The 25,311-nt window shown below is 62.0% G+C and carries 21 protein-coding genes and 1 tRNA gene; 9 read left to right on the forward strand and 13 right to left on the reverse strand.

Features of this window, described 5'->3' with window-relative positions; translation table 11 throughout:
• Positions 1-112: 112 nt before the first annotated feature.
• The 4 genes from GGD66_RS24855 to GGD66_RS24870 all read right to left on the reverse strand — a co-directional run bounded on the left by GGD66_RS24855 (position 113) and on the right by GGD66_RS24870 (position 3,285).
• Positions 113-622, reverse strand: coding sequence for a hypothetical protein (locus tag GGD66_RS24855; protein WP_092254061.1), 510 nt, complete (start codon positions 620-622; stop codon positions 113-115).
• 306 nt (positions 623-928) lie between these two features.
• Positions 929-1,237: an EthD family reductase gene (locus GGD66_RS24860; protein ID WP_026202518.1), complete on the reverse strand. Its 309-nt coding sequence runs from the start codon at positions 1,235-1,237 to the stop codon at positions 929-931.
• A 127-nt stretch (positions 1,238-1,364) separates the two neighbouring features.
• Positions 1,365-3,071, reverse strand: a complete 1,707-nt coding sequence (locus GGD66_RS24865; RefSeq protein WP_092254865.1) for a cyclic nucleotide-binding domain-containing thioredoxin-disulfide reductase — start codon at positions 3,069-3,071, stop codon at positions 1,365-1,367.
• Between the two features lie 25 nt (positions 3,072-3,096).
• Positions 3,097-3,285, reverse strand: coding sequence for a hypothetical protein (locus GGD66_RS24870; RefSeq protein ID WP_092254059.1), 189 nt, complete (start codon positions 3,283-3,285; stop codon positions 3,097-3,099).
• Positions 3,286-3,601: 316 nt separating this feature from the next.
• Here GGD66_RS24870 and GGD66_RS24875 point away from each other — a divergent pair.
• Both GGD66_RS24875 and GGD66_RS24880 read left to right on the forward strand, forming a co-directional pair.
• Positions 3,602-3,676 (forward strand) — tRNA-Thr (locus tag GGD66_RS24875).
• Positions 3,677-3,769: 93 nt separating this feature from the next.
• On the forward strand, positions 3,770-5,419 hold the full coding sequence (locus tag GGD66_RS24880; protein ID WP_183259263.1) for a tyrosine-type recombinase/integrase: 1,650 nt from the start codon (positions 3,770-3,772) through the stop codon (positions 5,417-5,419).
• A gap of 632 nt (positions 5,420-6,051) precedes the next feature.
• Here the strand turns inward: GGD66_RS24880 and GGD66_RS24885 are convergent.
• Positions 6,052-9,390, reverse strand: a complete 3,339-nt coding sequence (locus GGD66_RS24885; protein ID WP_183259264.1) for a phage tail tape measure protein — start codon at positions 9,388-9,390, stop codon at positions 6,052-6,054.
• A gap of 687 nt (positions 9,391-10,077) precedes the next feature.
• Between GGD66_RS24885 and GGD66_RS24890 the strand changes: the two genes are divergently transcribed.
• Entirely contained in the window at positions 10,078-10,764 is a 687-nt protein-coding gene (locus tag GGD66_RS24890; RefSeq protein ID WP_183259265.1) for a recombinase family protein, read from the forward strand.
• A gap of 345 nt (positions 10,765-11,109) precedes the next feature.
• On the opposite strand, the gene GGD66_RS24895 is transcribed toward GGD66_RS24890, so the two are convergent.
• The 5 genes from GGD66_RS24895 to GGD66_RS42445 all read right to left on the reverse strand — a co-directional run bounded on the left by GGD66_RS24895 (position 11,110) and on the right by GGD66_RS42445 (position 14,140).
• On the reverse strand, positions 11,110-11,379 hold the full coding sequence (locus GGD66_RS24895) for a hypothetical protein (protein ID WP_183259266.1): 270 nt from the start codon (positions 11,377-11,379) through the stop codon (positions 11,110-11,112).
• Positions 11,376-11,735, reverse strand: a complete 360-nt coding sequence (locus GGD66_RS24900; protein ID WP_183259267.1) for a hypothetical protein — start codon at positions 11,733-11,735, stop codon at positions 11,376-11,378. Before GGD66_RS24900 ends, GGD66_RS24895 begins: the two co-directional genes overlap by 4 nt.
• Before the next feature lies 1 nt (position 11,736).
• Positions 11,737-11,934, reverse strand: coding sequence for a hypothetical protein (locus GGD66_RS24905; RefSeq protein WP_183259268.1), 198 nt, complete (start codon positions 11,932-11,934; stop codon positions 11,737-11,739).
• Positions 11,935-12,794: 860 nt separating this feature from the next.
• Positions 12,795-13,757, reverse strand: a complete 963-nt coding sequence (locus GGD66_RS24910) for a hypothetical protein (protein ID WP_183259269.1) — start codon at positions 13,755-13,757, stop codon at positions 12,795-12,797.
• 95 nt (positions 13,758-13,852) lie between these two features.
• On the reverse strand, positions 13,853-14,140 hold the full coding sequence (locus tag GGD66_RS42445; protein WP_409362381.1) for a ribbon-helix-helix protein, CopG family: 288 nt from the start codon (positions 14,138-14,140) through the stop codon (positions 13,853-13,855).
• 302 nt (positions 14,141-14,442) lie between these two features.
• Between GGD66_RS42445 and GGD66_RS24920 the strand changes: the two genes are divergently transcribed.
• The 5 genes from GGD66_RS24920 to GGD66_RS24940 all read left to right on the forward strand — a co-directional run bounded on the left by GGD66_RS24920 (position 14,443) and on the right by GGD66_RS24940 (position 21,992).
• Positions 14,443-16,809, forward strand: coding sequence for a tetratricopeptide repeat protein (locus tag GGD66_RS24920; RefSeq protein WP_183259271.1), 2,367 nt, complete (start codon positions 14,443-14,445; stop codon positions 16,807-16,809).
• On the forward strand, positions 16,806-17,195 hold the full coding sequence (locus GGD66_RS24925) for a hypothetical protein (RefSeq protein ID WP_183259272.1): 390 nt from the start codon (positions 16,806-16,808) through the stop codon (positions 17,193-17,195). Before GGD66_RS24920 ends, GGD66_RS24925 begins: the two co-directional genes overlap by 4 nt.
• Positions 17,196-17,197: 2 nt before the next feature.
• A complete protein-coding gene (locus tag GGD66_RS24930) occupies positions 17,198-19,741 on the forward strand; it encodes an Hsp70 family protein (RefSeq protein WP_246788980.1) in 2,544 nt (847 codons plus the stop codon).
• A 1-nt stretch (position 19,742) separates the two neighbouring features.
• Entirely contained in the window at positions 19,743-21,068 is a 1,326-nt protein-coding gene (locus GGD66_RS24935) for an AAA family ATPase (RefSeq protein ID WP_183259274.1), read from the forward strand.
• Positions 21,069-21,212: 144 nt separating this feature from the next.
• Entirely contained in the window at positions 21,213-21,992 is a 780-nt protein-coding gene (locus GGD66_RS24940; RefSeq protein WP_183259275.1) for a hypothetical protein, read from the forward strand.
• Positions 21,993-22,209: 217 nt separating this feature from the next.
• On the opposite strand, the gene GGD66_RS24945 is transcribed toward GGD66_RS24940, so the two are convergent.
• From GGD66_RS24945 to GGD66_RS24955, 3 genes are read right to left on the reverse strand one after another with little or no spacing between them, the layout of a single operon-like run.
• Positions 22,210-23,019 (reverse strand): ImmA/IrrE family metallo-endopeptidase, encoded by an 810-nt coding sequence (locus GGD66_RS24945; protein WP_183259276.1) that lies wholly within the window; start codon positions 23,017-23,019, stop codon positions 22,210-22,212.
• Positions 23,019-23,450 carry a hypothetical protein gene (locus tag GGD66_RS24950; protein ID WP_183259277.1) on the reverse strand — a complete coding sequence of 144 codons (432 nt, stop codon included), beginning with the start codon at positions 23,448-23,450 and terminating at the stop codon, positions 23,019-23,021. The genes GGD66_RS24945 and GGD66_RS24950 overlap by 1 nt, the downstream gene beginning before the upstream one ends.
• The gene (locus GGD66_RS24955; protein WP_183259278.1) at positions 23,440-24,036 is read right to left on the reverse strand and encodes a hypothetical protein; all 597 of its coding nucleotides are present in this window, start codon (positions 24,034-24,036) and stop codon (positions 23,440-23,442) included. The genes GGD66_RS24950 and GGD66_RS24955 overlap by 11 nt, the downstream gene beginning before the upstream one ends.
• A gap of 143 nt (positions 24,037-24,179) precedes the next feature.
• Here GGD66_RS24955 and GGD66_RS24960 point away from each other — a divergent pair, with 143 nt between their 5' ends.
• The gene (locus GGD66_RS24960) at positions 24,180-25,310 is read left to right on the forward strand and encodes a hypothetical protein (protein ID WP_183259279.1); all 1,131 of its coding nucleotides are present in this window, start codon (positions 24,180-24,182) and stop codon (positions 25,308-25,310) included.
• The last annotated feature ends 1 nt before the right edge of the window (position 25,311 follow it).

Genomic DNA, 25,311 nt, shown 5'->3' on the forward strand with positions numbered 1-25,311 from the left:
GAGGATCAGTGACGCTGCACGTGCGCAAGCACGCGCCGGTGATGCGCAGATAGTCGCGCGAGACCGCGAATGCGATGCCGGGCATCAACAGGGAATGTTGAGAATCCTGTGATCAGGCAAACGCCATCGGCTTGAAGCGGCGCCAGGCGCCGATGGTGAGCACGACGAAGAACACCAGCACGATGCCCTGCACCGCCGCGAACACGGGGCCCGACGGCGGCGCCGGCGCTACGGCCGGCGCGAGCGCGGCAAGCGCCGGCACCTTGAGGAACGACTGGATCACCAGCACGAAAACGTTGAAGTAGAGCGAGATCATCGCGGTCACGACATAGACCGGGCGCCACGCGCCCGCGAGCTTCATGCCGTACAGCGCGAAGCAGGCGATGGCGAGCAGCACCAGCGAGATGATGCCGATGATGTGCGAGGGCAGCAGCTTCTCGAACGGAAACAGGAAGCCGGTGGCGCTGGTCAGGATCGTGAACAACAGGAAGATCGCGGTGAGGCCCGGCATCGACTTCGACCCGAGGAGGCCGAACATCACGACGAGGCCGGCGGCGATGGCGATCAGGCTGATGACGACATGGACCAACGTGAGGGCGGGCAAGCTCAAGCCGAGGACCATGACATCTCTCCTACTCGTCTGGCGTCAAGATTCAGGAGAGTAGTATTACGACCCTCATGGGATTGCCACCTGCGTTGTCGTCACATGCATGTGCGAAGCCATGCGTCATCGTGCGAATCGACAAACGCATGGCTGAATTTTTTGCACCGCTGTCACAAGCGGCGGCAGTTTGTGGTTCGTAGCGCGAATTTTGTAGCCCGGATGGAGCGCAGCGTAATCCGGGAATCGTGCCACAGGAAAGCAGGTCCCGGATTACGCTTCGCTCCATCCGGGCTACGAGATCTTCAACGAAAGTCGAATCGAGTCTCACACTTCCTTGGTGTCGAAGATCAAGAGATCGGCACCTCCGCTGGCGAATTTCGGCACGTCGGCGCCGGTGGCCTTGCCTTCCGGACTGCCGAAGGCCGCCTGGATGTCGCCCACGCTGTCGAAGGTGAGAATGGCAACGAGATGGATTCCGGAAGGACCTGCGGGAGATGCGACCGGTCCCTTGCTGACGGCGTATTTCTTCAGGCCGGGAAGTTTCTTGGCGAGCGGAATGTGCGTCTCGGCGTAGTACTTGTCGAAAGCCGCAGCATCCTTGGGTGTCTTGTAGAGCACGACGACTTCAGCCATTTAGTCCTCCCGATTGATCTCTTGTTCGTTCCGCGGGCGATACGCCTCGCGGGTGCCGCGATAGTCCGCAGGACGCGGCACGATGGCAAGCCTCATTCGACTTGCCATTCGCTTGTCTTGTCCTTGACTAAAGCGCCGGTTTTGCGGCGTCGCCGAGATAGCCGTGCAGGGAGGCCACCACCTGGGCGCCCTCGCCGATGGCGCCGCCGACGCGCTTGACCGAGCCGGAGCGGACGTCACCGACGGCATAGACGCCGGGCACGGAGGTCTCCAGCGGCGCCACCAGCTTGCCCTGGTTCTGCTCGGACTGCGCGCCCGTGACGACGAAGCCGCCGCGATCGAGCGTCACGCCGCAGCCGTCGAGCCAGGCGGTGGCGGGATCGGCGCCGACGAACAGAAACAGATTGCGGATGTCGGCAGAATCCTCGTCATCGGACAGCCGGCTCTTCCAGCGGATGCGCCGCAGCAGCGCGGCCTCGTCGCCCTCCAGCGCGGTGATCTCGGTGTTGAACATCAACTCGATGTTCGGCGTCGCTTCGATGCGCTCGATGAGATAGCGCGACATGCTGGCCCCTAAGCCACCGCCGCGGATGATCATCAAGACTTTCTTGGCGTGCCCCGACAGGAACACGGCCGCCTGGCCTGCCGAATTGCCGGCGCCGACCAGCGCCACCTCCTCGCCGGCACACAGCCGCGCCTCGACCGGCGAGGCCCAATACCAGACGCCGCGCCCTTCGAACTTGTCGAGGTTCGCGATCTCCGGCCGGCGATAGCGCGCGCCGCTCGCAACCACCACCGCGCGCGAGCGCAGGGGATCGCAGCCGTCGAGCGCCACCGCGAATGCGCCGTCCTTGCGCGTGCAATCGAGCGACTTCACCGTCACGGGAATCATGATGTCGGCGCCGAATTTCTGCGCCTGGGTGAAAGCGCGCGCTGTCAGGGCCTGGCCCGAGATGCCGGTCGGAAAGCCCAGATAATTTTCGATGCGCGCGCTGGCGCCGGCCTGGCCGCCGAAGGCGCGGATGTCGAGCACCGCGACGGACAACCCTTCGGACGCCGCATACACGGCGGTGGCAAGCCCGGCCGGCCCGCAGCCGACGACCGCAACGTCGTAGATGCGGCCGTCCTTGGCGCCGCCGATCATACCGATGGCGCGGGCAAGCTCGGTCTCGCTGGGGTTGCGTAGCACCGCACCGCTTGCGGCGACGACCAGCGGCCAGTCTTCGGGTTTGGGCGAATAGCGCGCGATCAATTCGGCCGCGTCGGAATCACGATCGGGATCGAGCAGATGATGCGGCTGACCGTTGCGAGTGAGAAAGCCCTGCAACCGCACCACGCCGGCGGAGTTCGACGGCCCGATCAGCACGGGGCCGCCGATGCCGCCCTGGATCAGATTGACCCGGCGCAGGATCAGCGCGCGCATGATGCGCTCGCCGAGATCAGCCTCGGCGACCAGCAGCGCGCGCAGCCGGTCCGGCGGCAACAGCAGCGTCTCGACATCACCCTCGGCGCGGCCGTCGACCAGCGCCGGCTGGCCCGAGAGCTGGCTGAGCTCGGCCAGAAATTGCCCCGGCCCCTGGTCGATCACAGGGGTGACGTGGCCGAGGCCATCGCGCTGGGTGATGGCGACATGGCCCTTCAGCACGACGAACATGCCGGGCCCGGGCTTGCCGGTCTCGAACAGGAACTCACCGTCCGCATAGCTGCGGACCTCGCCGAAATGCCTGATCCGCTCGATCTCGGCCGGCGTCAGCGTCGGAAAGGTCTGCTCGGGGCGGGTGAAGCGCGACATCAGCGCCTCATCACCGGTTGGTTGCTGTCCGTTCTGCCCCATCGTCATGCTCACTCATTCCAAATTCTTAAGTGCCGGCTTTCCCGGCGGCCCCCTCATTTAGGGAACCATCGTCGTTCTGCGAGGGGTCCGTGCTTGCGGCGCGTTCGCGCGCCTGCAGCTTCCGCCGCTTCAGGTTTTCGCGCAGCGCCGATTTCAGGCGGTCATCCCGGGACGTCCTCGCCTCGTTCGTGCTCTTGTCGGTCTCGTTAGCCATCACGGGTCCATCACATCGATCGGCGGCAGGATGCCACCGAATGGCGACAGCTCAAGAGGCGAGCGCGATCCATTCGTGCGAAACGCGAAATGGATCGAATCCGAGGCCTGGGGCAACTGGCCAGTTGGCGGGGGATATCGGGGCCCGATTCGGCGGGAAGTCGGTGATTTTGCGTCAAAATGGGCATTTTGGCCGCGATATCGGCCCGATTTTCTCGGTTTGACGGGCCTAGCAAGCTTGCACAGGAGGGGGGCTTGTGGCAGATATCGGCCCGCTTGGTAGCGCCCCTCGGGCGCCCGATTCTTCACCAGCACATGCTGCCGTAGCTCAGTGGTAGAGCACTCCATTGGTAATGGAGAGGTCGACAGTTCAATCCTGTCTGGCAGCACCATCCATCCTATTGGATGCATTGATTTTCTTGGAAATTCGGTCCTGAGTGCCACACGAAAGTGCCACACAGACCATGGTTTCTCTGAAGTTTGCAATGTCCAAGCGTGCCGGTTCGACCGTTCCCCAATTCCGAATTCGTGTTCCCACCAAGATCGTCGATCGACTACGCGGCAAGCGCGTGTTGCTTAGCATCAGCACACCAGACGACTATCCATTCGTCCGGACGGTGACGATCGGAAACGACGTAGCGTTTAGCCTCGGGACGAACGACAGGACCATTGCCGAGGCGCGACAGGCCAACGCTCTAGATCATCTTCGCCGGTTGTTTGATCTGACCGAAGCGGCTCCGATCAGCCTCAGTCACAAGGACATGGTCGCGCTGAGCGGCGAGACGTACCGGCTGTATCAGGAAATCCACCGCGACAACCCCGGCGAACCGGACGCATGGATGTATCACAAGGCGCTCAGTCGCGCGGCGCTTGAGGGTCGCATCAAGAGTCCACCGCCGGCAGCCTTGATGCCGAACGAGGCGAGCACCGCGACGGAGCTGTTTGGGACTGGTGATCTGACTGCGGCTGTCAACGCCTTCCCGGCCGATCAGTATGACGTGCTCGAAGATCGGTTCGGGCTTCTCGCGGATTGGGTTCTGATCCGACAGCGCATCCACCTAAACCCAAGTGATCGGCGACGCTTCCTGCGCTTTGTCGGAACGGCCAGCCTCGATGCGGGCTGGCAGCTACGGCGCAATGCGGAGGGTGACTACAGCCCTGATCCGAAGGCGCAACGCTTCCCGGCGATCGAAAGCGTAGCAGCGATCAAGCCGCGGCAGACGATCACCGGCCTGCTCGACCTGTGGTGGGCTGAAGCCAAAGCAACTGGCCGGAGTCGGACCACCTATGACACTTACAAGGGCGCCGTTGATCGACTGGTCAAGCATCTTGGTCATGACGATGCCAACCGCGTGACCGAGCAGGACATGCTTGCATTCAAGGATGCCCGTCTGAAGGTCGTGACCGCCAAGACCTTGAAGGATGGCGATCTGCCGGGGATCAAATCCATTTTCGGCTGGGCCGTAGACAATCGGAGGCTGACGAAAAATCCGGCCGACGCAGTCAAGGTCAAGACAGAGAAGAAAATCCGGACCCGTCCGAAGGGCTTTACAGATCAGGAAGCCGGCTCGATCCTCGAGGCCTGCCGTTCATACGTGCAGAAGCCGAAAGAGGACCCGATGACTGCCGCCGCCAAGCGGTGGGCTCCGCTGATCGCCTGCTACACCGGCTGCCGTATTGCGGAGGCTCTACAGCTTCGGAAAGAGGATATTCGCACCGAGTCAGGCCACCATGTTTTTGATCTCAATCCACTTGCCGGGAGCATCAAAACAGGCACTTACCGGCTGGTCCCTGTTCACCCACACCTGATCGAATTGGGGTTGTTGCGCTTCGTCGCTAACTCGGGAGACGGCCCGCTGTTCGCGAGAAGCAGCTACAAACGTGTTCTTGATTTTGTTCGGGCAGTGGTAACCGACGAACGGGTCCAGCCGAACCACGCATGGCGGCACCGCCTCAAGTCAGTCAGTCGTAACCTTGGATTCGATCCACGAGTCGTCGATGCCATTCAGGGCCACGCGGCCCGAACATCTGGCGAGGACTATGGCGACGTGTCGGTGTTCGCTATGGCCCGCGTGATTAATGCCATTCCACCAGTTACGCTTCCCGCACCCTCAAACGGATCCCACGATGGATGATCGCGCGGGACCGTCAGGTCCTACTGCGAGTGGAGCGCCTGCGTGTCGATGAGGCTCGACGATCAGGATCATGCTTTCCCGTGAGATTTCGGCGAGGAACTCTTCGGTTTTGTTTTGAGGCTTCGCTCGAGTCTCGCCCGCAACACTTCCCGAGGAGACCAGCCTGCCACTGTCACACCTCTCACCGTCACGCATGACACAGACGGCGCGCGGACCTTAGCCTCGATGCGACACCGCTTTCTCATTTCGTCGATATCAGCAAGCGTGGTGTATTGTTTTCCGGCGATGACTTCGTAGGCGAGGCGGCCACGGGCAATTTGTCGGCGCAGCCCGCGTATCGTTATCGACCCATCGGGAAACGCCAACCTTGCAGCGACCTCAAGCCGAAGCGGTGACGTTGGCGAAATGTTGCGTAAGTCATCGTTTGCTGGCTTGAGAGCTCTCTTACCACTTTTAGCCATGTTCCGCTTATACCGACTGAGTGGGTGCGGTTGAAGCCGATAGGATGGAAACACCAGCGTGTCGGTTTCGGTACGCGAGATGAATGTGAAGAAGTCCGCGTTTGCTTTCAAGGCTCTTGCATTTTTGCAGTCGAGCAAACGAGAAGCCGGCCCGCGAAGGCCGGCTAATGCTTACGTGTACTCTGACTCGCTGTCGTGAGCGCGCCAGTTCATAGACTCGTCGACGCGGCGCTGGACCAACGTGGCGAGGGCTTCCGGATCGTGGCTGTTGCCGTTGATGTGGATCGCGACAGAGCCGCGGCCACCGCCGCCGAAGTCGCCCCTCATCGGGACGCCGGACTGCGGAGCAGCAGGTACGTTCCTGATCGTGTCGGCCTGCGCGGGGACCTGACCGATGGGATTGCCGCGGCGAACCATCAAGTTCCTGTCCGCGTCGATCCAGTGCTCTCGCACGGAGTCGTCGTCGTTGCCGGCCAGCATCTTGATTTGCAGCCGGCCGTTGACCATGCGCGTCTCTCCGGTCGCGAAGCCAACATGACCACCGGTCTGCATGTAGCCTTTACCGCCCGTCTGGAGCAGAACGTCATTGCGCATGACGTCGGGCGGTTTGATCGCGGAGCCCCACTTCTGGAAGCTGTTCGCCACCGCGCTGCCCGAGCCCTTACCTCCGGCCGCGTCCAACGCCTTGTTGACGAAGCGAGCACACCAAGCATTCGACTTGCCGCGCACGTCGCCGCCAAGGGCTGCCGCCAACACATGGTTGTCGGTATATTCGTTCATGCCCTTGTACTTTTCGGCCCACGCCACAGCATCGCCGCTGCCGGCTGATCCACCGCCGGACAGCGCGCTCATCTGCTTGCGCACGCCGGCGGGCCAGCCACCGTTCAACCTACGTGGATCATTCGCGGCACCGACCGGTGCATAGCGCTCTCCCATCTTGTCGAGGTCTCCACCGGCCAGACGGTAGTTCTTCGCGACCACTTGGCCCGCCCGGCTGATCCCCCCATCGAGGCTGGCGAATTGCATCTTCTTCGCCATACCGGTTGCGGGGTCCATCAGGCCGGCCACGTTGTTCCCCGACAGCACATGACCGTTGCCGGTTTCGTGTGCGATCACGCCCGCCAGCAGCGCAGGCGAGATGCCGTTGGCTGTGGCTGCCGCCACGATCTGATCGTACTTGCCTGCGAGAGGAGTGCCGGCGAACTTCTTATCGAAGGCCGACCTGCTCATTTCGTCAACGCTGCCACCTCCGCCGTTGAAGGAAGGGATGTTGCTGCGCTTGATGATGCCGCCAGAGCCAACACCGAAGTTCGGAAGGGTGCCGCCCGGTGTTACGTTCTTCCACAGAGCATCGGGAGTGCCGACGCCGCTGACGATCCGGTTCATGTTGGCGCCGATCGCCGTGCTGCCGCTCAGTCCTCCGCCGCTGTAGGTGCGACCGCGGGAGCTGAAGTCAGTGCTCATGAACGAGGCGCGTTCGATCTTCCCACCGAGATTGTCCAGCTTGTTCCCGATGAAGCTCATCGGGTGAACGTCCGCGGGGTTGAAACCATCGCCACTCTGCTTTTGGTACAGGTCTTTCCTGTGCTGGCGTTGACGCTCTCGCCATTGGCTTGTCGTCTCGCCCGGTCGTTTCTTTGCGGCATCCGATAAGCCGGTGTCGTTGTTCTCCGCGAGGAGCCACGCGAGGGCAGCAGCGGTGCCAACAGGGTTGGCGCTGGCGGCACCGAGTAAAGCCCGACCACCGAGCAGGCCCGCGATGCGGCGGATGATGCCCACCAAGCCGGCGAACACGGCCATGACCGGGGCGAGTGTTCCGAGCGCGACGGACAAGGCAACAATCTGCCCGGTCAGCCTCCCCAGGACTTCAGCGCTGTTGCCGTCCTTGCCCATCGCGGTGGCCACGCCCTTCAGCAGCGTGGTGATGGTATCGAAGACAGACCTGAGCCCGCCCGCGAAGCCCGACACGAAGCCGATGATCTTGTCCACGTCTACGAACGACAGTTTCGCGGCGATCTTGTCGAGTGCGTCGCCCATGTTGGCGACGCCAAAGGCCTTCTTCAGCCGATCGACAAGGTCTCTGGACTTTTCCGCGATCTTGCTGGAGGTGAAGATGCCGGTATGTCGATCGAACCAATCGGAGACCTCTATGAAGCTCTGCTCAAAGCCGCTCCCGAATTTCTCCCATGCGAGCCCGAACATGGCCTTGATGCGGTCCCAGCGCTTCTGAAGCGAGTTCAATTTCGTCGCTGAGAACGCGGACGCCGCGTTGCTCTTTTCGTCGATCTCCTTCAGCGTCTCCCGGATTTGAACGCCGGCCTTTGCCATCTGGACCAGTTCATCGCGCCACTCGCGCATGCCGGCCAAGTTTGCAAACTTCGCGCGGGTCTGCTCGGTCATGTTCCGCATCTTCTCGAACATGCTCAACATGAACTCGGTGGGTGCAGATGCCATGCTCTGAGCCATCTGCGCTCGGCCGCCGTACCCGATCATCCGCGCAGCCTGATCCAAATCTTTCCCGCGCTGCCCGCGAGCGTTGCCGGCGTTTGCAAATTCGGAGGTCAGGAAGCCTAGGAACGTTCCGGCCTTGTTGCTTTGCAGGCCTGCCGAGATGCCGACCGACGTGAACGCGGACAGGTCGGTTTCCTTGATTTTTGTGGTGCTCAAGGCGGACAGAGCGCGCTTGTTCGCTTCCACCACTTCGTTCGGGTCAGCGGCGGTCGCAGCGGCGGCCACAGCGACCGAGGTCATCATTCGCGCCACGCGGGCAGGATCGGCGTTGCGGACGTTGCCATAGAGAGCGGTTGCGGTCTTACCGGCCAACTTCATCAGTCCGCCGATGTTCATTTCGAGCGCCGATGACGCTTCCAAGGCGTTCTCTGTGACCTTTTTTGCTGCCGTGGGATCGAAGCCTTGCTTGAGCGCCTCGGTGTAGCTGTCCAGCACCGCGGCTGCGGACTCGCCGAACTTGATCGCGACTTGGTCAGACCAGTCACCACGCAGCCGCTTCACCTCAGCCTGCGACAGCCCGCCGAAGATTTGGGCCTTGGTCTCGGCGACGTCGGCTTCCATCCGTTTCTTAAAGGCAGATGCGACGCCTGAAATGGTGATGCCCCCCGCTATGAGCGCGGTGGTTGGCGACGTGCCACGGGGCAGCGCGCCCCGACCGCCGGAGCTGACACCACGACCAACGGTGCGTTGCTCAGCCTGCCGGGAGGTCTGCCGGTCGAGGCGGTCCAGCTCACGATGGAATGCCCGCGCGTCACGCAGGCTGTCTGCGTAGGCCGACTTCCATTCAGTGCGATAGGTCGCAGCGGCCTTCCGAGCGTCGTCGGTGATCTTCTGGAGGCCGGCTGAGACACTGTCGGGAAGCAGCTTGGATGCTGAGATGCCGTTGATGGACTTAACTGCGGCCTCAAGCTTACGAACGTTCCGGAGGAGTCCGGCGATGACGGGGCTCGCGCTGTCGGTCGCCGTCAATGATGCGTGGACGCTGATGATCTCTGACATGTTTCTCTTCTTGTTGGCGCGGCTGGCGCGCGGACCGTGACGGCTTAAGCCGCCTTTTGGAAAATGCGCTCATACGGCGCGGAAAATGGTGACGCCCGATTATTTCGGGGGGTGGGGTCATGATGATGCGTGAACCTCCCGAACCGAGTGGGGTACATCGCAAAGGGCGGGGGTCGGAAGTCCGCTTTTTGTTGGTGGCTGCGGAGCTGGCGCCTCTCACCCGAGTCCCATGCCGCATAAAAAATCACGGCTTCACCCCTCCCGCGCTCGCGACCGCTAGGAAACCTTCGCTGCCGGTGGCAACAGGATGATGCTGAGACCGATGATGCAGGCGGTGGCGGCGTCCTGCCGTCCTGATTCGTTGACCTAGATCAACGTGGCTGTGCAACCCGTCGGAGCGCCAACCTCAACCAGTCCAGACCGGAGCACTGCCGACGCAAGAGCCTGCGCCCTCGGAAGAGATGCTGCGAACGATCCATGAGTATGCAGAGGACTTGCGGGTGATCATCAGGAGGCTCCGCCGCCTGAACTAGGGCCGCCAGCGGCGCCTCTTGGTTCACATTTCATTCGCTCAAGGCCAGAGGACGCAGGCGACGCAGCCGCCACGAAAACGCCGCTTGCGATCAGGTGCGACCCCCCTGTATAAGATCAATACGTTCGATTTGAACTTATATTTGAGGCACTGAGATGACCGAAGCCCCCGCAAAAGCCCCCCTGATCGGTTACGTTCGCGTGAGCACCGGTAAGCAGGCCAAGAGCGGTCTCGGCAAGGCGGCACAGGTCGCGGCGATCCAGCGCTTTGCTGACGCCGAAGGATTCGAGATTATCGGCTGGCGTGAAGAGACAGAGACCGGCAAGGGTCATGACGCTCTTGAGCGCCGTCCGCAGCTTGCGGCTGCCCTGCGTGATGCACGGCGCGCCAAGGCGATGGTCTGCGTCGCGAAGCTGTGCCGGCTGTCACGCGACGTTGCCTTTGTGAGCGGCCTGATGGCTCAGCGGGTCTCGTTCGTGGTCGCTGAACTGGGGAAGGACGTCGACCCATTCATGCTACACGTCTACGCCGCCCTCGCGGAAAAAGAGCGCAACATGATCGCTATGCGGACCCGTGAGGCCTTGCAGGCGAAGAAGGCGGGCGGAGCCAAGCTTGGCGGCCCCAAGCTGGCAGAGGCCCGCGTGGCCGCGATGGCTGCGAAGAAGGAGGAAGCGGACCGGTTCGCTGTGAACATCCTTCCGAACATCGAGGCAATTCGGAAGGCTGGCGCAAAGACCTTGCGCGAGATCGCGGAAGCGCTCAACGCCAAAGGGATTCACACCGCGAACGGCGGTGATTGGCATCCGACGACGGTCAAGAACATCCTAGACCGCGCGGCGTAGGATCATCGGAGCGCTTTGCAGTAGTCCCCGCTGGCGAATGTGGCAGCCGGACAGGGAGCTCCCTTGATCTTTGGGTAGGCCCGCGGTGTGTCCTGGTGGAGCGCCTCGCACTTGTTGCCCAGGCCGACGTACCCGGTCGGGCAAGCCCCCGTGCGCTGGATGCGTTCACGGCCATCGCGGGTCGGCGTTGTATAGGAGCTATCAGCCTTAGCCAGCCAGAGGGATGGAGGCGTGGCGGAGAGAGCCGCGAACGCCATGATCAGGGCTATTCGAGCATCAATCATCCACCACGCCTCCAATGGACCGCAGGACTCAGGGAAAAGCTGAAACCGCGGTTCCGAACATCTAAGCAGCCGGCGTCGCCGCTGCTACCTCCCTTTCGACTGCGTCGAACTTTGCGCGGGCGGCCTTGAGATCGGCCTCGGCCGCCGGCACACTGGCCAGGGCTCGCTCATGCGCCTCAAGCGCGGCTGCCACGGCGGCCTGAGCGGCGGCAAGTCGCTGGCCTCGTTCGCGGGCCACGAGATGCTGAGCCCGTTGCTCCCGCGCATCGGGCGGAATCGCTTCGATGGCTTCCCTGGTGGCAACTGCACTTCGTAGTCTTCGATAGGTCATGCGCGGCTCCTCGCGATTTCGTCCATATGTTGTGCGGTGACGCCAGAGACTTTGGCGCGGCGGTCATGCCAGGCGGCGTCGAGCGGTCGCTTCCGGCGAAGCTCCGCGACGGTCCGTTCGGCGACCTGTTTGTCTGGCTGTTGCAGTCGGCTGAACCCGGAAGGTGCACGGTCACGCAAGTCGCGAACATAGTCCTGGACGGACAGCGAGCCCTTGCCGGGGATCGTGATGAGGTCACCGTCCAACTTGCTTCCGGCGAGGTCAATCGCGACCGTCGCCATGGTCGTGGAGTTGATCGCGTAGCCCTTGGCGCGTGCGGCAGAGACGACGGCGTCCTCAATTGGGTCGGTGGTCATTTCAGGCTGCCTCATGTTCGCGGCGAAGGCCGGCGATCAGATATCGGCGCATCTTCGAACTTCGGTTCGCGCATGACGGATCGTCTTGCCGGGCGGCGGCATCGATTTTCTCGAGCAGAATCTTGGGCAGCTTCAGGGCAACGTGCACCATCGGCGAGCATACAAGCTCGTCCGGGGCGAACGGGTCGGTTTTCTTCATGGTGTTCTCCAAAGAAAAACCCGCCGCGCCAGCGAAGGCGACGACGGGTGTTGGCAGATATGACAAAGGGCCCGCTGGGGGGCCCTTCTGGCAAATGCTAGGATCAAACCCAGCGTTTAATCGTATGGCATTCTGTTGGATTTAGTACTCCCATATGGCCTGGACGTCAACGAATTTTAGGTTGTGTTTTCCGATTCTGTCGATAAGTAATTGCGTCTTTTATGGACCGTGTAATCCGCGAGACGACGGACGTTTTCATACTCCGACGGCAGTCGGGTACAGCGGCTCCGTACAGCGCGCTTCCCCAGCGAGAGCTACGCGGTACCTCCCTCTAGAAAAATGCACCAGCGATCGTTACCCGCTACGTCTGGTCACGGCTCTGCGGTGGTGGTCGCCACTCAGAAACCGGTCCCTTTGTTTGGTCTTCCCGAACGTCGAGTTTTGGGAGTGCGCCCACCCTGCCGATGCGGCGAAGGCATCAGTTAGATCCGCGTGACGCATCTCGACAACGGCGGAAGGGTTCGCACCTTCACTGGGCAGGTACCGAGCCGTGGATAGGAGAGGCATACTAGAAGCCGGCAGGGTCGATCCATCTGACAGAGTGGCTTCGGCCATGCCGGTCATCAGCCTCGCGGATGGTGATGTGGTGGCCAGCGAGTTTCCCTGAACGCCGGGAAAAGGTGACGCGGCCGGTGGGCTGGTCAAGTGAAGTCATCATCACAAACGCCTTCGGCCGGTGACGCGCTCTGGCGACCCAGCACGGAGATGACGGGGATAGGGAGCCGGCGGCGGCACCGGCTGAGGGACCACGAAGGGACCGGCAGAGTGCCGTTGTGCTGCTGCCGGTCGCTAAGCTGAAGCTAGATCGCCATCGCCATCTCTGGTCGGCGTCGGTTGTCGTGCTGGAAGCCAGTCCAGAGTCGATTTCTCAGGAAGTTTTCCGGGTTCTTGATCCACTGTGGATCGGTGCTGGCATTCTCGCGTTTGTAGTTGCTCGCTCCCCTCAGTATGTCCCGAAACTCAGTTTTTCCTTCCCGCCGGATCTCCTCTAAGGCTTGGGCGATTTTGGTACGGTCGCCTCCCTTCGGGTAGTACGACAGGAATTTGTCCACCATGACGTTGATATCATCCGGCCATGGCTCGATCTTGGCATCCTCGGTCGCTGGCTTGGACTGACGATCATCATCAAGCGAACCAACAGGCCCGCGCTCGCCGGACGCGGCCGCAGCTTGAGGCGTGTCTTTCGGTGGGGTCTTTGAGAAGGGTGCATCAGCAGAGTCGTGTGCAGCGGGCGCACCCTTTTCCGGTGCCGGCTGCACCGTTTCCGGAGCTGACTGCACCGTTTCCGGAGCCGGCTGCACCCTTTCCGATTTACCAGAGGGTGCACCGCGCTCACCATTTTCCGACTCATCCACCGCGCCAAACTTGTTCCAGCCGGGCAGCCAGTATTCATTGACATTGGACCGACCTCCCTTCGGCCGGCCATCATCCGTCAAGTCGCGCCTCACCTTCACGATGCCGGCGGCTTCAAGCAAAGGCATGTTGTTCTGCACCGCCCTCTCAGAACAGCCGGATTCTTTTGCCAGCGTCTCGACCTTCATCCAGGCCTTTCCCCACAGTTCTGAGTCCTCGTGCGTGCCTTCATTCGACATGTCGACCAAGGGCACCAGCATTCGAAATTGAACGTGGGTGATCTTTTCATTCCGGCATAAATCTCGGATGAACTGCATCTTATTGCCGCCTCGATTGATCTGAATGAGGTCTCCATCCGGCGACTTGAAAGCCGGATTGTCTTGCTTGTTTTTTTTGAACGGACGCTTCATATTGTGACTGTCATATCTAGAGTGAATCTCTCTCTCAGCCCCGGCGCTCCAACGCTGGGACTCTCGCTTTATGGTGCTAGTTACTTCGCAGCGGCTTAGAGACGTTGCAGACGCTCCTCGATGGCCTGCCTCACGAACTTCGACCTGCCCTGACCTAGGCTCAGGCGTGCGTCATCCAGCGCGGCCAGTTGGTGCGCTGACAACCGGAAGCCGACGTATGGCCGTGCGGTGTTAGGGTCGTAGAAAGGCGGTTGCTCATGGCTCCTCCAAAAAAAAAGCCCCGGCGGAATTGCCGAGGCGCGGATAGGATCACGCAAAAAACCCCACCTACGGCGGGGCTTTTCTCTGCGAAATAATCGACGATGTAGGGCTTTGTTGCACAAAACGAGAACGACGTCAAATGTTTGAGCAGTGTGGCGGACTGCCGATAGAGCAGACCGATATTTTCCCGGGTGCGTGAAGCCCGAGTCCTTCTGCCCTTACCCCATCATAGACCAATGTCTCACTTCAGCAGGCTTCAACTCAACGAGACCGTGCAGTATGCAGGAAGCACAGGAGTAAGTGGCGATGTAGGTTTGGTAGGGCTGCGCTATAGAATAAATTTGCTGGTGCTCGACAAGGCCGCAAACGGCTTGCTCGGCACCTGAGGATAGCAATTCTTGCAAGTGGTATTCCGAGCGGGCTGATGCCTTCAGGCAGCGCAGATGCGCAGACCCAAAGTGATCTCGAGGCGGAGATCAGCGAGCTTTCAGCTGCTATTTCTCGCAATCCACGTGACGCCAAGGCCCATCGCCGCCGAGGCCTCCTCAAAGCCCGATGTCAGAGATACGACGACGCGCTGGTGGACTTGGAGCGAGCGCTGAAGCTCGCGCCCGACGACGGTCACGCGTATGGCCTCAGAGCGCTGGTCTGGGAAAAGAAAGGCGACCGTGAGCGCGCGCTCCGCGACTTCGACGAGGCGATCCGGCTCGCCCCGCGCGACGCGATCCTGTTCCGGTCCCATCGCGAACGCGTGCTGTCGGAGGGGCGCGGCGGGCCGATCGCGGGAGGCGACTTCAATCTCCTCAAGAATCCCTTCGTCCTCCTCGGACTGCCGCCCGACGCCAAGCCCGCGGCGGTCAAGGAAGCGTACGAAGACGCGGTCGAGGATGAGGCGGACGAGCCGGACGTCCTGATGCGCGCGCAGCAGACGCTCCTGACGCCGAGGCTCCGGATCGAAGCTGAAGTCGGCGGCTTCCTCGACGTCGATCCGAGCCTGGCGACCCAGATCGTGTCCGATATCCGCACCGGAAGGCCGATCGGCGAGATCAAGGAGCGTCTGACGCGCCTCCACTCCCTCCCGAGATCGAACGTCATCGCCCATTACGGGTCGGCCGGGCCGCTCGGCCTCGATCACCTCCGTGATCTGATCGAGGCTCAGGCCGCCGTCGCGCCGGGCGCCGTGTGCGACGCCATCAACGACGTGCGCCAGGAGATCGCATTGGGCCGCGTGGACCGCGACGCTGTCAGCGATGCGCTGTCCAAGCTGTTCGACCAGCAGACCAAAGCGGTGATCGAGGCCTTGGGCTTCGGCGACCAGGCGGTAGCACTCTTCGATCTGTTCGTCTCGAGGATTGTCGCCGGCGGCGACAGTGCGGCGGTCTTCAGGCTCGACGTCTACGTCTCGATGTTCCGCCAGGCCGTGGCAGCCGAGCTCTCCAAACGCAGCGAGGCCGTGGTCGCGGCTTGCGACGAGATCCGCAAGAATCAGAAGCCAGATGCAGCGTACCGCAAACTCGACAAGGCACTGCGCTTCTGGATGGCGCTGGTTCGGCCCGTCCAAACCTACGAAACGCACCGCCAGCGCGAGGACACCGCGACTCGGGAGATGTACGGGACCGTCCGGCAGCTTGCTCTCGATCTTTCAAACGATCAGCGCGAGTTTGAAGGCGCGGAAAAGGTGGTTTCCATCGCGTCCGGGGTGTTCGGCCATCTGCCGCGCGCCGCAGACCAGATGGCCGAAGACACGAAACAACTCGCCGAGCTCCGCAACGACAAGCTGGCCGACGAGCTGCTCACGCCGCTGCTGCAGGCCTGCGAGCAGGCCAACAATTCGCACCGCGCGATCGAAGGCGAATTGCTCAAGGGCGGTTTCGGCCCCGGGTCCGTCGGAAGCGTGAGGTCCATCTTCGACAAGTTCGCAGCCGCGGTCGATGCGTGCGCCAAATTGCCATTCTCGGATGCACCTTGGCGCCTGATCCGCTCGATCGCCATTTCGCTGAACAACGACTCGTCGTCGCCGCAAGCTGCGGACAGGATCGTCCAGGGACTTCTCGACCACGCGATGCATAAGCCGCCCTCGCCGGATATGCTCGCGATGCTCCGGGAAGACCAGCGCGCGGCCCGCAAGATCCTTGTCGAGAACGACCTGACGAAGAATTTGCAGGCGCAAAAGTGGAAGGAGACGGAGCAGCTCGCGGAGAGGCTTCTCACGCTGGAAACGGACGAAGAGAACCTGAGCGCCGTGCGGACCATTCGGGATGCCGCGGCCGCCAAGCGCAAAGCCAATACCCGAGTCATGTGGTTCTGGGGCATCGTGGTCGTAGGCGGCGGGCTCTGGGCGATTCTGGCCAACGGGGGAAGCAACTCGGGATCCCAGACGACCCAGTATCGGCCGCCATCCTCTTCCAATACGCAGACGTGGCCGCAAACCCCGGCCCCGTCTCAGACGACTACCCCGGCTCCACAAAGGACCGAAAGCTTCGATACCGGCGAGACGATGCCGTCGGTCGGCACCGGTCTGGCGCTGACCCGGGCGAACATCCGTTACTGCGCCTTCCAGCGCGTCCGGATCGAGGCCGCCCGGCCCCTGATTCAAGCCGGCGTGCAGGGCCAGCGCTTCAGCGCGGCGGTCGACGACTACAATACGCGCTGCAGCGACTATCGCTATCGGCAGAGCGACAAGGATGCCGTCGATGCCGAGCTGATCGGCAAGCGGTACTCGCTGGAATCCGAGGGACGCGCTCTCGCGGCGTCATGGCGACCATCCGGTCCGCCGGCGACGCGGCGATGAGCGAGCAGGAAAGCAATGCGCGCGAACGAGGGGCGATCATGACGGACGGCGAAGATACGATGGCGCGGCTCGCGGTCGAGTATTGGAAGCTGCTGCGCGTACTTGAGAGGGCCCTCGACAGCGTTCCCGAGGACCGGCGCGAGAGATACGCCTCGCAGGGGCGCTACGCGGCCGACCGCCTCGACGAGCTTCTCCGAGATCGAAAGATGTTGGTTCAGTCGTTCGATGGGATGGACTTCGAAGTCAACCTGCCCGTATCCCCCGTCAACGGGGACGAGTTTCAGGGACGCACCGACGTCGTGGTGGCCCGCACCATCGAGCCCGCCGTCATCGCGGACATGCGTCCGGTTCTGATGGGCAAGGTCTATCTGGCGAGCAAGGAGTGAGCATGTATCTCGGCATCGATTTGGGAACGTCCAATTCGGCCATCGTCGGCAACGACGGTCGGGAATTGCGCCTCTACAAGACGGTGGACGGATCGGACGTGCTTCCCAGCGCGATCATGATCGACCGGCGGGGCGGATTGTTCGTCGGCAAGCGGGCCTACGAGCAGGATGCCTTCTCGCCGGAAAATGTAGGCAAGAAGTTCAAGCGCCTCATGGGGACCTCGAGCCCCATCGAGTTCAGAAGCGCGGACCGGTCGATGAGCGCCGAAGAGGCGAGCGCCGAACTGCTCAAGACGCTCCTGGCGCAGGCCAAGCTGGCGGCAGGTCAGTTCGATCTTGAGGGCACCGTCATCACGATCCCGGCGGCGTTCAACCAGATGCAGTGCGAAGCGACCATGCGGGCGGCGCAGGCCGCCGGCATCGGCCGCGTCGGCCTGGTCCAGGAACCGATCGCAGCCGCGATGGCGTCGATCGCCGATCGTCAACGACGCAATTCGGCGCTGAAGGACGGTCAATTCCTCGTCTACGATCTGGGAGGGGGTACGTTCGACGTCGCCATCGTGCAGAGCGTCGGCAGTACGATCAACGTCGTGGGTCACGGCGGCATCAACATGCTGGGCGGCACCGATTTCGACCGCCGCGTCGTGAACGAGATCGTCCGGCCCTGGCTCATGGACCAGTTCGATCTTCCGGACGACCTGCAGAAGGATCCGACCTATCAGCGCGTGCTCAGGATCGCGGCCTTCTATGCGGAGAAGGCCAAGATCGAATTGTCGGCGCAGCCCGCCACGCGCATTTCCGCCGACGAAAGCCAACTCGCGTCCCGCGACATGGCCGGGAAGGAAATCTACCTCGACATTCCGTTCGACCGACGGCAGCTCGAGGATCTGGTCTCCGATCAGGTCGACCGATCGATCGACGCGTGCCGGAAGCTACTCAAGGAGAACGGCTACCAGAGCGGCGACATCGATCGCGTCGTGTTCATCGGCGGTCCGACGCGCATGCCGATCGTGCGTTCGCGCGTGCCGGATCAACTGGGCATCACCGGAGACCTCGATTCCGATCCGATGACCGCGGTCGCGTTCGGTGCCGCGATCTTCGCCGAGAGCCGCGACTGGTCCGGCGAAACCGTGACAGCCAAACCGACGCGGGCGACGGCCAAGGCGGGTGGGGCGGTCAAGATCGAATACGGCTATCCGGAGCGCACTTCGGATGCGCGGATTCGGATAAGGGTCAGGCCGCAGCCGGAAGCGCAAGGCCAAGGCTATCGCCTCCAAATCGACAGCGACATGGGTTGGACCAGCGGGCAGCTGCCTCTCGACGGCACCACTTCCGTCAACGACGTGCCCGTCGCGCGCCGGGGCGACAACCAGTTCCGGGTGATGGTGTTCGACCGATCCGGAAATCCCGTGCAGGAGGCCGAAACCAGGCTCGTGGTGAAACGCACGGACGCGTCGTCTTCAGGCACGCCGATCACCCACACCATCGCCGTCAAGGTGGTGGTCGAGGAAGGGGGTCTCCCCAAGAATACGCTCCACGAACTGGTGGCGAAGGGACAATCGATTCCGGCGTCCGGCACCGAGACCTACCGAGCCGCGAACGATCTGAAGGGTGGAGAGAAGGCAGGGCTCGATTTCGAGGTCTACCAGATGGAGGCGGGCGTGACAGATCCGGCCCTCAATCTCCATGTCGGAAGCTTCCGGGTCGAGGGCTCCCAGCTGGAAATCGGCGATATCATCCGTCGCGGCGACGTCGTCCGCGTGCACTGGAATCTCGACGAAAACGGCCTCCTGAACTGCGCGCTCGAAGTGCCCTCGATCGGTCGTCGCTTCGACACCGGCAAGATGTTCACGGACCACGGGGCCAGAAAGAGCTTCGAAGGGCAGGAAGGCGAGGAGCTCGCCAACTCCGTCCTCGACACGACCGCGACCGAACTGGAAGAACTCGAGCGCGCCCTCGGTGCGAAGCGCAGCGCCGAGACGCAGGAACTGAACCGGCGGCTGGACGAGCAACGCGAGAATCTGAGGACGTCCTTCGAAGCGGATACGCGGCGGTCGATCGCCGAGGAGGGCCGCGCCATCAGGCAGGAAATCTCCCGCATCAAGAACCGTCCCGAAAACGTAGGCGCCGTTGTGACGGAAGAGACGGATCGTCTGGTCCAGGACTACGATTCCATCGTCCGGCCCCACGCGCCCAAATCCACGAACGATCGGTTCGACGCGCTGCTCGCGCAGGTTCGGGAGGCGCTCCGCCATGGCCGGCCCGACGACGCGCGAAAGTCTCACTCCGAAATGTTCGCGATCTTCATCAATGGCGCCAAGGAGCATCCTGGCTTTCAGGTCGACTTGTTCCTCGCCTTCTCCCGCGAACGCCACCTGGCCATCGACAAGGCGCTGCACGACAGGCTGGTCGCCGACGGACAGGCAAGCATCGACCGAAACGATCTGGACGGATTGCGCCGGACCATCGGACGAATTCTCGAGAACCAGATACCGACCACCGCCAAGAACGCGGCAAGCGCGGCTCTGGCCGGCCTGATGAAGTAGCATGTCCGGCTTTCCTTGGTTTCCGATCGGTCACAAGCTCGTATCCGGAACGGTCGGCAGGCTGCGGGCGGAAGGGCCGGGCTATCAGGTGCTGCAGGAACAGACGGGCGACGCCCTCATCCTCGTTCTCGCCGGCGGTGAGCCGCCCGCGGATGACGCGGCCCGGATCGACGGTGCCTCGCAGTTCGCCGAGTTCGAGTTCGGCGGCCGCCGCTTCCTGACCATGCCGGTAACGAAGTCCTCCGAGCCCGTGCCGTTGCTTCACTGGCCGAAGCGTTTTGGACTTCCCACGACCAGCGACGTCAGAGCCCTCGGCAAGGCAATCGCCGACATGCGCCGGCGCGCTCCGTCGGCCGAGGTGGCGAGCGCCCTGTTTCTGCCGGCGCTGGAAGCGTGCCTGCCGGTGAAGGACGCCGAGGCAGCGGAAGACATGAGGCAGGTAGCCGGGCAGATACTTACGGCTTCGCGGGCATCCGCCCTGGACGTCGGATCGGTGCGCGGCGCCAATCCTTGGGTCTCCGCCGACGACATCTCCTTCTTCCTGTCGGCACTCGGTGTTTCCGAACTCGCGGAGCCGGTCGCGCCAGAAGCCTTCGCCTTACCCGGTCGCCCTTCCCTCGAGGCTTTCTTTCGCGAGTACGTCATCGAGCCGAGCGCCGATCCCGATAGGTATCAGGCGCTGAGGGTGCAGTTGCCGAACGGAATTCTGCTCTACGGACCACCCGGATCAGGCAAGACCCACGCGGTGGATACGCTGGTCGCCGCGCTGCGGCGGCCGACCTTCAGGCTGGATCTCGGCGAGATCGGAAGCCCCTTCATCCATCAGACGACCGTCGCGATGCGGCAGGCCTTCGAACAGGCCAAACGCAGCGCCCCGTCGCTGCTCGTCCTGGAGGAGATTGACGCTGTCGCGTCGGCGCGTGGGCCGATGTCTCAGGACCACAAGGTCGAGGAACTGACCGAGATCCTCAGAATGATCGAAGCGGCCGCCAAGAACGGCGTCCTGGTCCTGGCAACGACGAACAGGAAGGAAGCGCTCGATCCCGCCGTCTTGAGAACTGGACGGTTCGACCACTCGGTGCTTGTCGACTACCCCACGAAGGAGGAAGTCGAACTTGCCCTGAAGGGCATGCTGAAGGAGCGGCCGCACGACGCGCTGGATCTGTCAAAAACCAGCCAGGCGTTGGCGGGGCGCCCGATGAGCGACGCCGCCTGGGTCGTGAACGAAGCCGCACGGCTGGCTGCCCGCGCTAAACAAGATAGGATCAGCGGCGTCTTTTTGAGCGAAGCACTCACCCGTCTTCGCTTCAGCACTTCGATCACGTAAATGTCTGGCGCACCACCGTCGGTCGATAGCAGCCAATCCTACCCGAGCACGCGCTTGACACAATGCCTTTCCGAGCTGACTTGCAGCATGGTCGCCCAGCAGGTCCCTCTTTTCACCTGCCTATTGCCCGTTTAGGCTAGGGTGATGGGGCTTTTCAAAAACCTTGGACTTTCAATCAAAACGTCGGCTGGCCGATCACTTTCGCGCGCCGACATCTACAGCTATTGCGACGGTTTCATAAAAGAGCCGCCCGTACCTCCAGAGTTGCTTGCTACCATGGGCCGAACGCTCTGCAACGTGAACGGCGTGCCGACGACTGTCACGGAGTATTATCGCGAGCAATTCCTCAAGCCATCTCTCGACAGGATCGCCGAGGGCGCAACTGTCTCAATGCAGCGCGCGGCCTGCCTCACCGAGATCATGAACCAGATCATTTGGCGCACTATGTATGTCTGCCTTCACAAGGCGAAGACCGACATCGGCGCTCAGATGATCCGCAACCGCTACCTCCAAATATTTCCCGAGGCCACAAACGATCATCTTGCGTTCCTGTCTGTTGGCTTTTACGTCGTCTCAGTAACGACAGACGCTTGTCTCTCTACGCTTGGAAAGAGCTTGCTTGGTATTGGCGAACAAACAGAGAAACAGATCGATCTCTGCCGCTCGTACGCTGAAGACATCATGATGCTCGACGTGAACATCATGGACTACATTTGGGATAACCATAAAGACAACCCAGAGTATGCAAATGACCTCGCGGGTTGGAAGGACGATAATTTAAATCCGATCACTTCCCGCATGAGCCAGCTCCTCGAAGCGTCCAAGAACCACGTTGTCTATGGGACGTTCGATCTTGCCGACTTCAAGCGCAAGTCGAAGGAGCTAGATGACGAACGCGCCGAGCTGGTTGGGCTGCTACCATAGGGCAACCAAGCCGCTCGATCAGCTCCGTCAGCACGTACGGTGCGAGCGTGTTGATCGACAGCGTGCTGCATGGTCTTTCGGAGTCGAGGCACTGCCTGGCTGCGTGTATACACCGGCGTAATAGATCACTGCATCATGCGCTACTGGCGTTGACCTGATCCGCCACGCTTTTCCCGCCCAGCGGCTCCCGGGAGCTCATGCGCCGCGCAATCGGCCTTCACTTCCTTCGCCTGTAAGACCACGAGGTATCCTTCTCCTCCATCATCTCCGCATCCGTGAAGGTGAGCAGGGTGAGAATTTCGTCGTTCGGCAAAGGAAATGTGTGCTCGAGCATTTGATAGCGCTCCGCGCCGCGGCGGTCGAACCAGGCATCGGCATCGATCTTTCTCGGATGGGTTTGCTCGACCTTGGAGCCGTAGAGCGTCTCGAACGCGTAACTTTCTCGATCGAGTTCGTCGCGCGGAAACCAGTGATCGGGAACGCAGGGAGGTCTGAGAAACCAGCGCCGCCCCTTCTGGCCATGACACACAAGCATGGCGTGAAATTTGTTGCTCTGAACTAGGCGAATGGCGGTGGCGGTGCGGCTCGCGCCGAAGGCGGTCGAAATTTCGCCGACGGTCTTGAGGTTCAGGGTCTTATACTGAGCTATGATTGGCCGGAGTATGTAGGCGGGCAGAAGCAACTCAGAAGCAAACTGATCGGCTACGAATTCCGGATCGGTCGCCCCCTTACGGAACCCACCGAAGCTCCCGATGTCTCTCGTCCTACAGACCAGAAGCTGACCGCGGTGGTAGGTCCAATGCCCGATCTCGTGAGCGACCGAGAATCGTCGCCGCTGCGGAATCTTCGTGTCGTCGACGGAGATGATCGCCTTGTCGCCGCACCCGCAGATGCGCGCCTCGCACGATTTCAGGGGACGATATTTGACTTTCGCGCCGATGCTCCAGGCGACGGCCTCCAAGTCAATTTCTTCGGGTTTTTCTATCCCCAATGACCGCAACAAGCGCTCGGGCGCCGAGTAACTCATTATGTCTCTCCTTCGCCCTCCCCGGTAACGGCTCCCAATTCTATGAAGTCGGCCAATATTCCTTCGGCGTCGTCGTCCAACGAACCTGATTCGTTGCGGGCCGCCATGGTCAACTTGCTGGCGGCTTCCCGGTTGCGCGCTAGGATGCCCTGAAGATCGGCTTGGGACGCGCCACGTACGGGCTTTAACGCGGGCTTCCGGGCGTCGAGCTCCATCTCTCGCCTTATGACCGCCATGCGCCGCTTTCCGACCATCAGCTGCGCCCGCTCCAGCGATGCAAGTCCGGCCTCGCCCACCGCAGTCAGGTCGACACCGTCTTCCATCGCTTCCTTCAGCAGATCCTCGTCCGAAATAGAAAAGATATCCTCCAACACGAAGTCGTCCATCCGTTCGACCCGAACTCTCGCCTTCTTGGTCCCGTCATCCGACATGGGGATTCCTTTCGGCATAGTTGTTCAAACGGCGCCGTACGAGACGCCTTTTGGAATCGAAGTCCTTTTGCGGAAGCTCCAAAAGCTCCCTAAGTTCCTGTCCTTCAATTCCATCGATCATCCCCTCGAATAGCATCTCGCTCGTTACGTCTCCGTCAAAGACCGAGATCACTTCGGCGAGGATCTTCTGGGCATCCATGGTCGAGGCGGCAGGATCGGCCGGCTTGGTCAAATCCGTCAATCCCGACGGACCACTCTGCTGCGCCTCCAACTCTTCGGACAGGTGCACGTGGCCGTCGGCTCCATGGACCTCGGACGCGATGCTGCGGATGACATTCCCGAGAAATGTCGTCACCGCGACGTCCCTAGGACAATTTCGACGGCCGTCCAGGCTTCTGACCAGTGCCTCGTTCTGAAGTTCGCTCCATTCGACGCGGCAGCGCTTGGAGAAGTACATCGCGGCCTTCCTGACGCGCAGCCAGTCCAGAGGGGTGAAAGCGGCAATCAACGCCCGAAGCTCGTCCGGCGAATAGGTCTCGCCGGCGGGCCGATCTTCCGTCGATTCCTCCGTCACGCTCGTCGTCATCCAGTCCCCGGCATGTCGTCACACTGGCTTAGGCGCGGCTCGCCGCCCACGCGGACACGGAAAATTCGTGTCCGCGTGGGCGGGCAGGGTGCGCCTAAGTGGATGATGACACAGTTCCCGCCGCCTACAACCAGGGAGTTCAAATGACCGCGAAAATTACTTTCTTTCCTCTCGGCAATGCCGATACCACCAGGATCGACCTGGCCAACGGCCAGACGATCCTGGTCGACTATGCCAACATGCGCTGCGCCGAAGACGATACGGACCGCCGGTGCGATCTGCCGGCGCTTCTCCGGCAGGCCCTCAAGGATACGAACCGGGACGATTACGACGCCGTCTGCTTCTCACATCTCGACAGCGACCATGTGAAGGGGGCCGCGGACTTCTTCTGGTTCAGGCACGCGTCGAAATACCAGGGCTCCGACCGTATCAAGATGAACGAGATGTGGGTCCCCGCGGCGGTGATCACCGAGGAGGGGCTCGACGGCGATGCCCGCATCATCCGGCAGGAGGCCCGGTACAGGCTGGAAAAAGGCGAAGGTATCAAAGTCTTTTCCCGCCCGGCGCGCCTTCACGATTTCCTTGCCTCCCGCGGGCTGACCGTCGCCGACCGCGCCCATTGCATCGTCGACGCTGGCCAGTTGGTGCCGGGCTTCAGCAAGGTAGGCAGCGCAAAGGCCGAATTCTTCGTGCACTCGCCGTTCGCCTGGCGGGTCAACGACCGGGAAGTCGAAGACCGCAACCAGGATTCGATCGTGTTTCAGGTCACCTTCGACGAGGGCGGCAACGAGACGTATGCGATCTGCGGATCCGACGTCGACTACGACACCCTGTCGAAGATCGTCCAGACCACGAAGCGGCACAGCCGCGAAGATCGTCTGCTCTGGGACATCCTAAAGCTGTTCCACCATTGCTCCTACCTGTCCCTCGGACCGGATCGCGGTATCGACGAAACGGTCGCCGTGCCCGACGTGAAGTGGCTGTTCGAGAGCCAGAGCCGCGAAGGATGCATCATCGTGTCGCCGAGCTACCCGATCCCGGCCAAGGGCACGAGCGAGGACAAGGATGTGCAGCCGCCCCATCGTCAGGCCGCCAATCATCACCGCCGGGTCGTCGACGACAAGGCAGGCGACTTCAAGGTCACGATGGAGTCGCCGAATGCGGCATCTCCCAAGCCCCTCGAAGTCGAGATCACCAGCCGGGGCACCCGGCTGAGCATCGTGGCGCCGACGGTTATCGGCACCATCACCTCGACCTCCGCGCGGGCCGGCTGAC

It is taken from the genome of Bradyrhizobium sp. CIR48, from assembly GCF_014198315.1.
Lineage (GTDB): Bacteria > Pseudomonadota > Alphaproteobacteria > Rhizobiales > Xanthobacteraceae > Bradyrhizobium.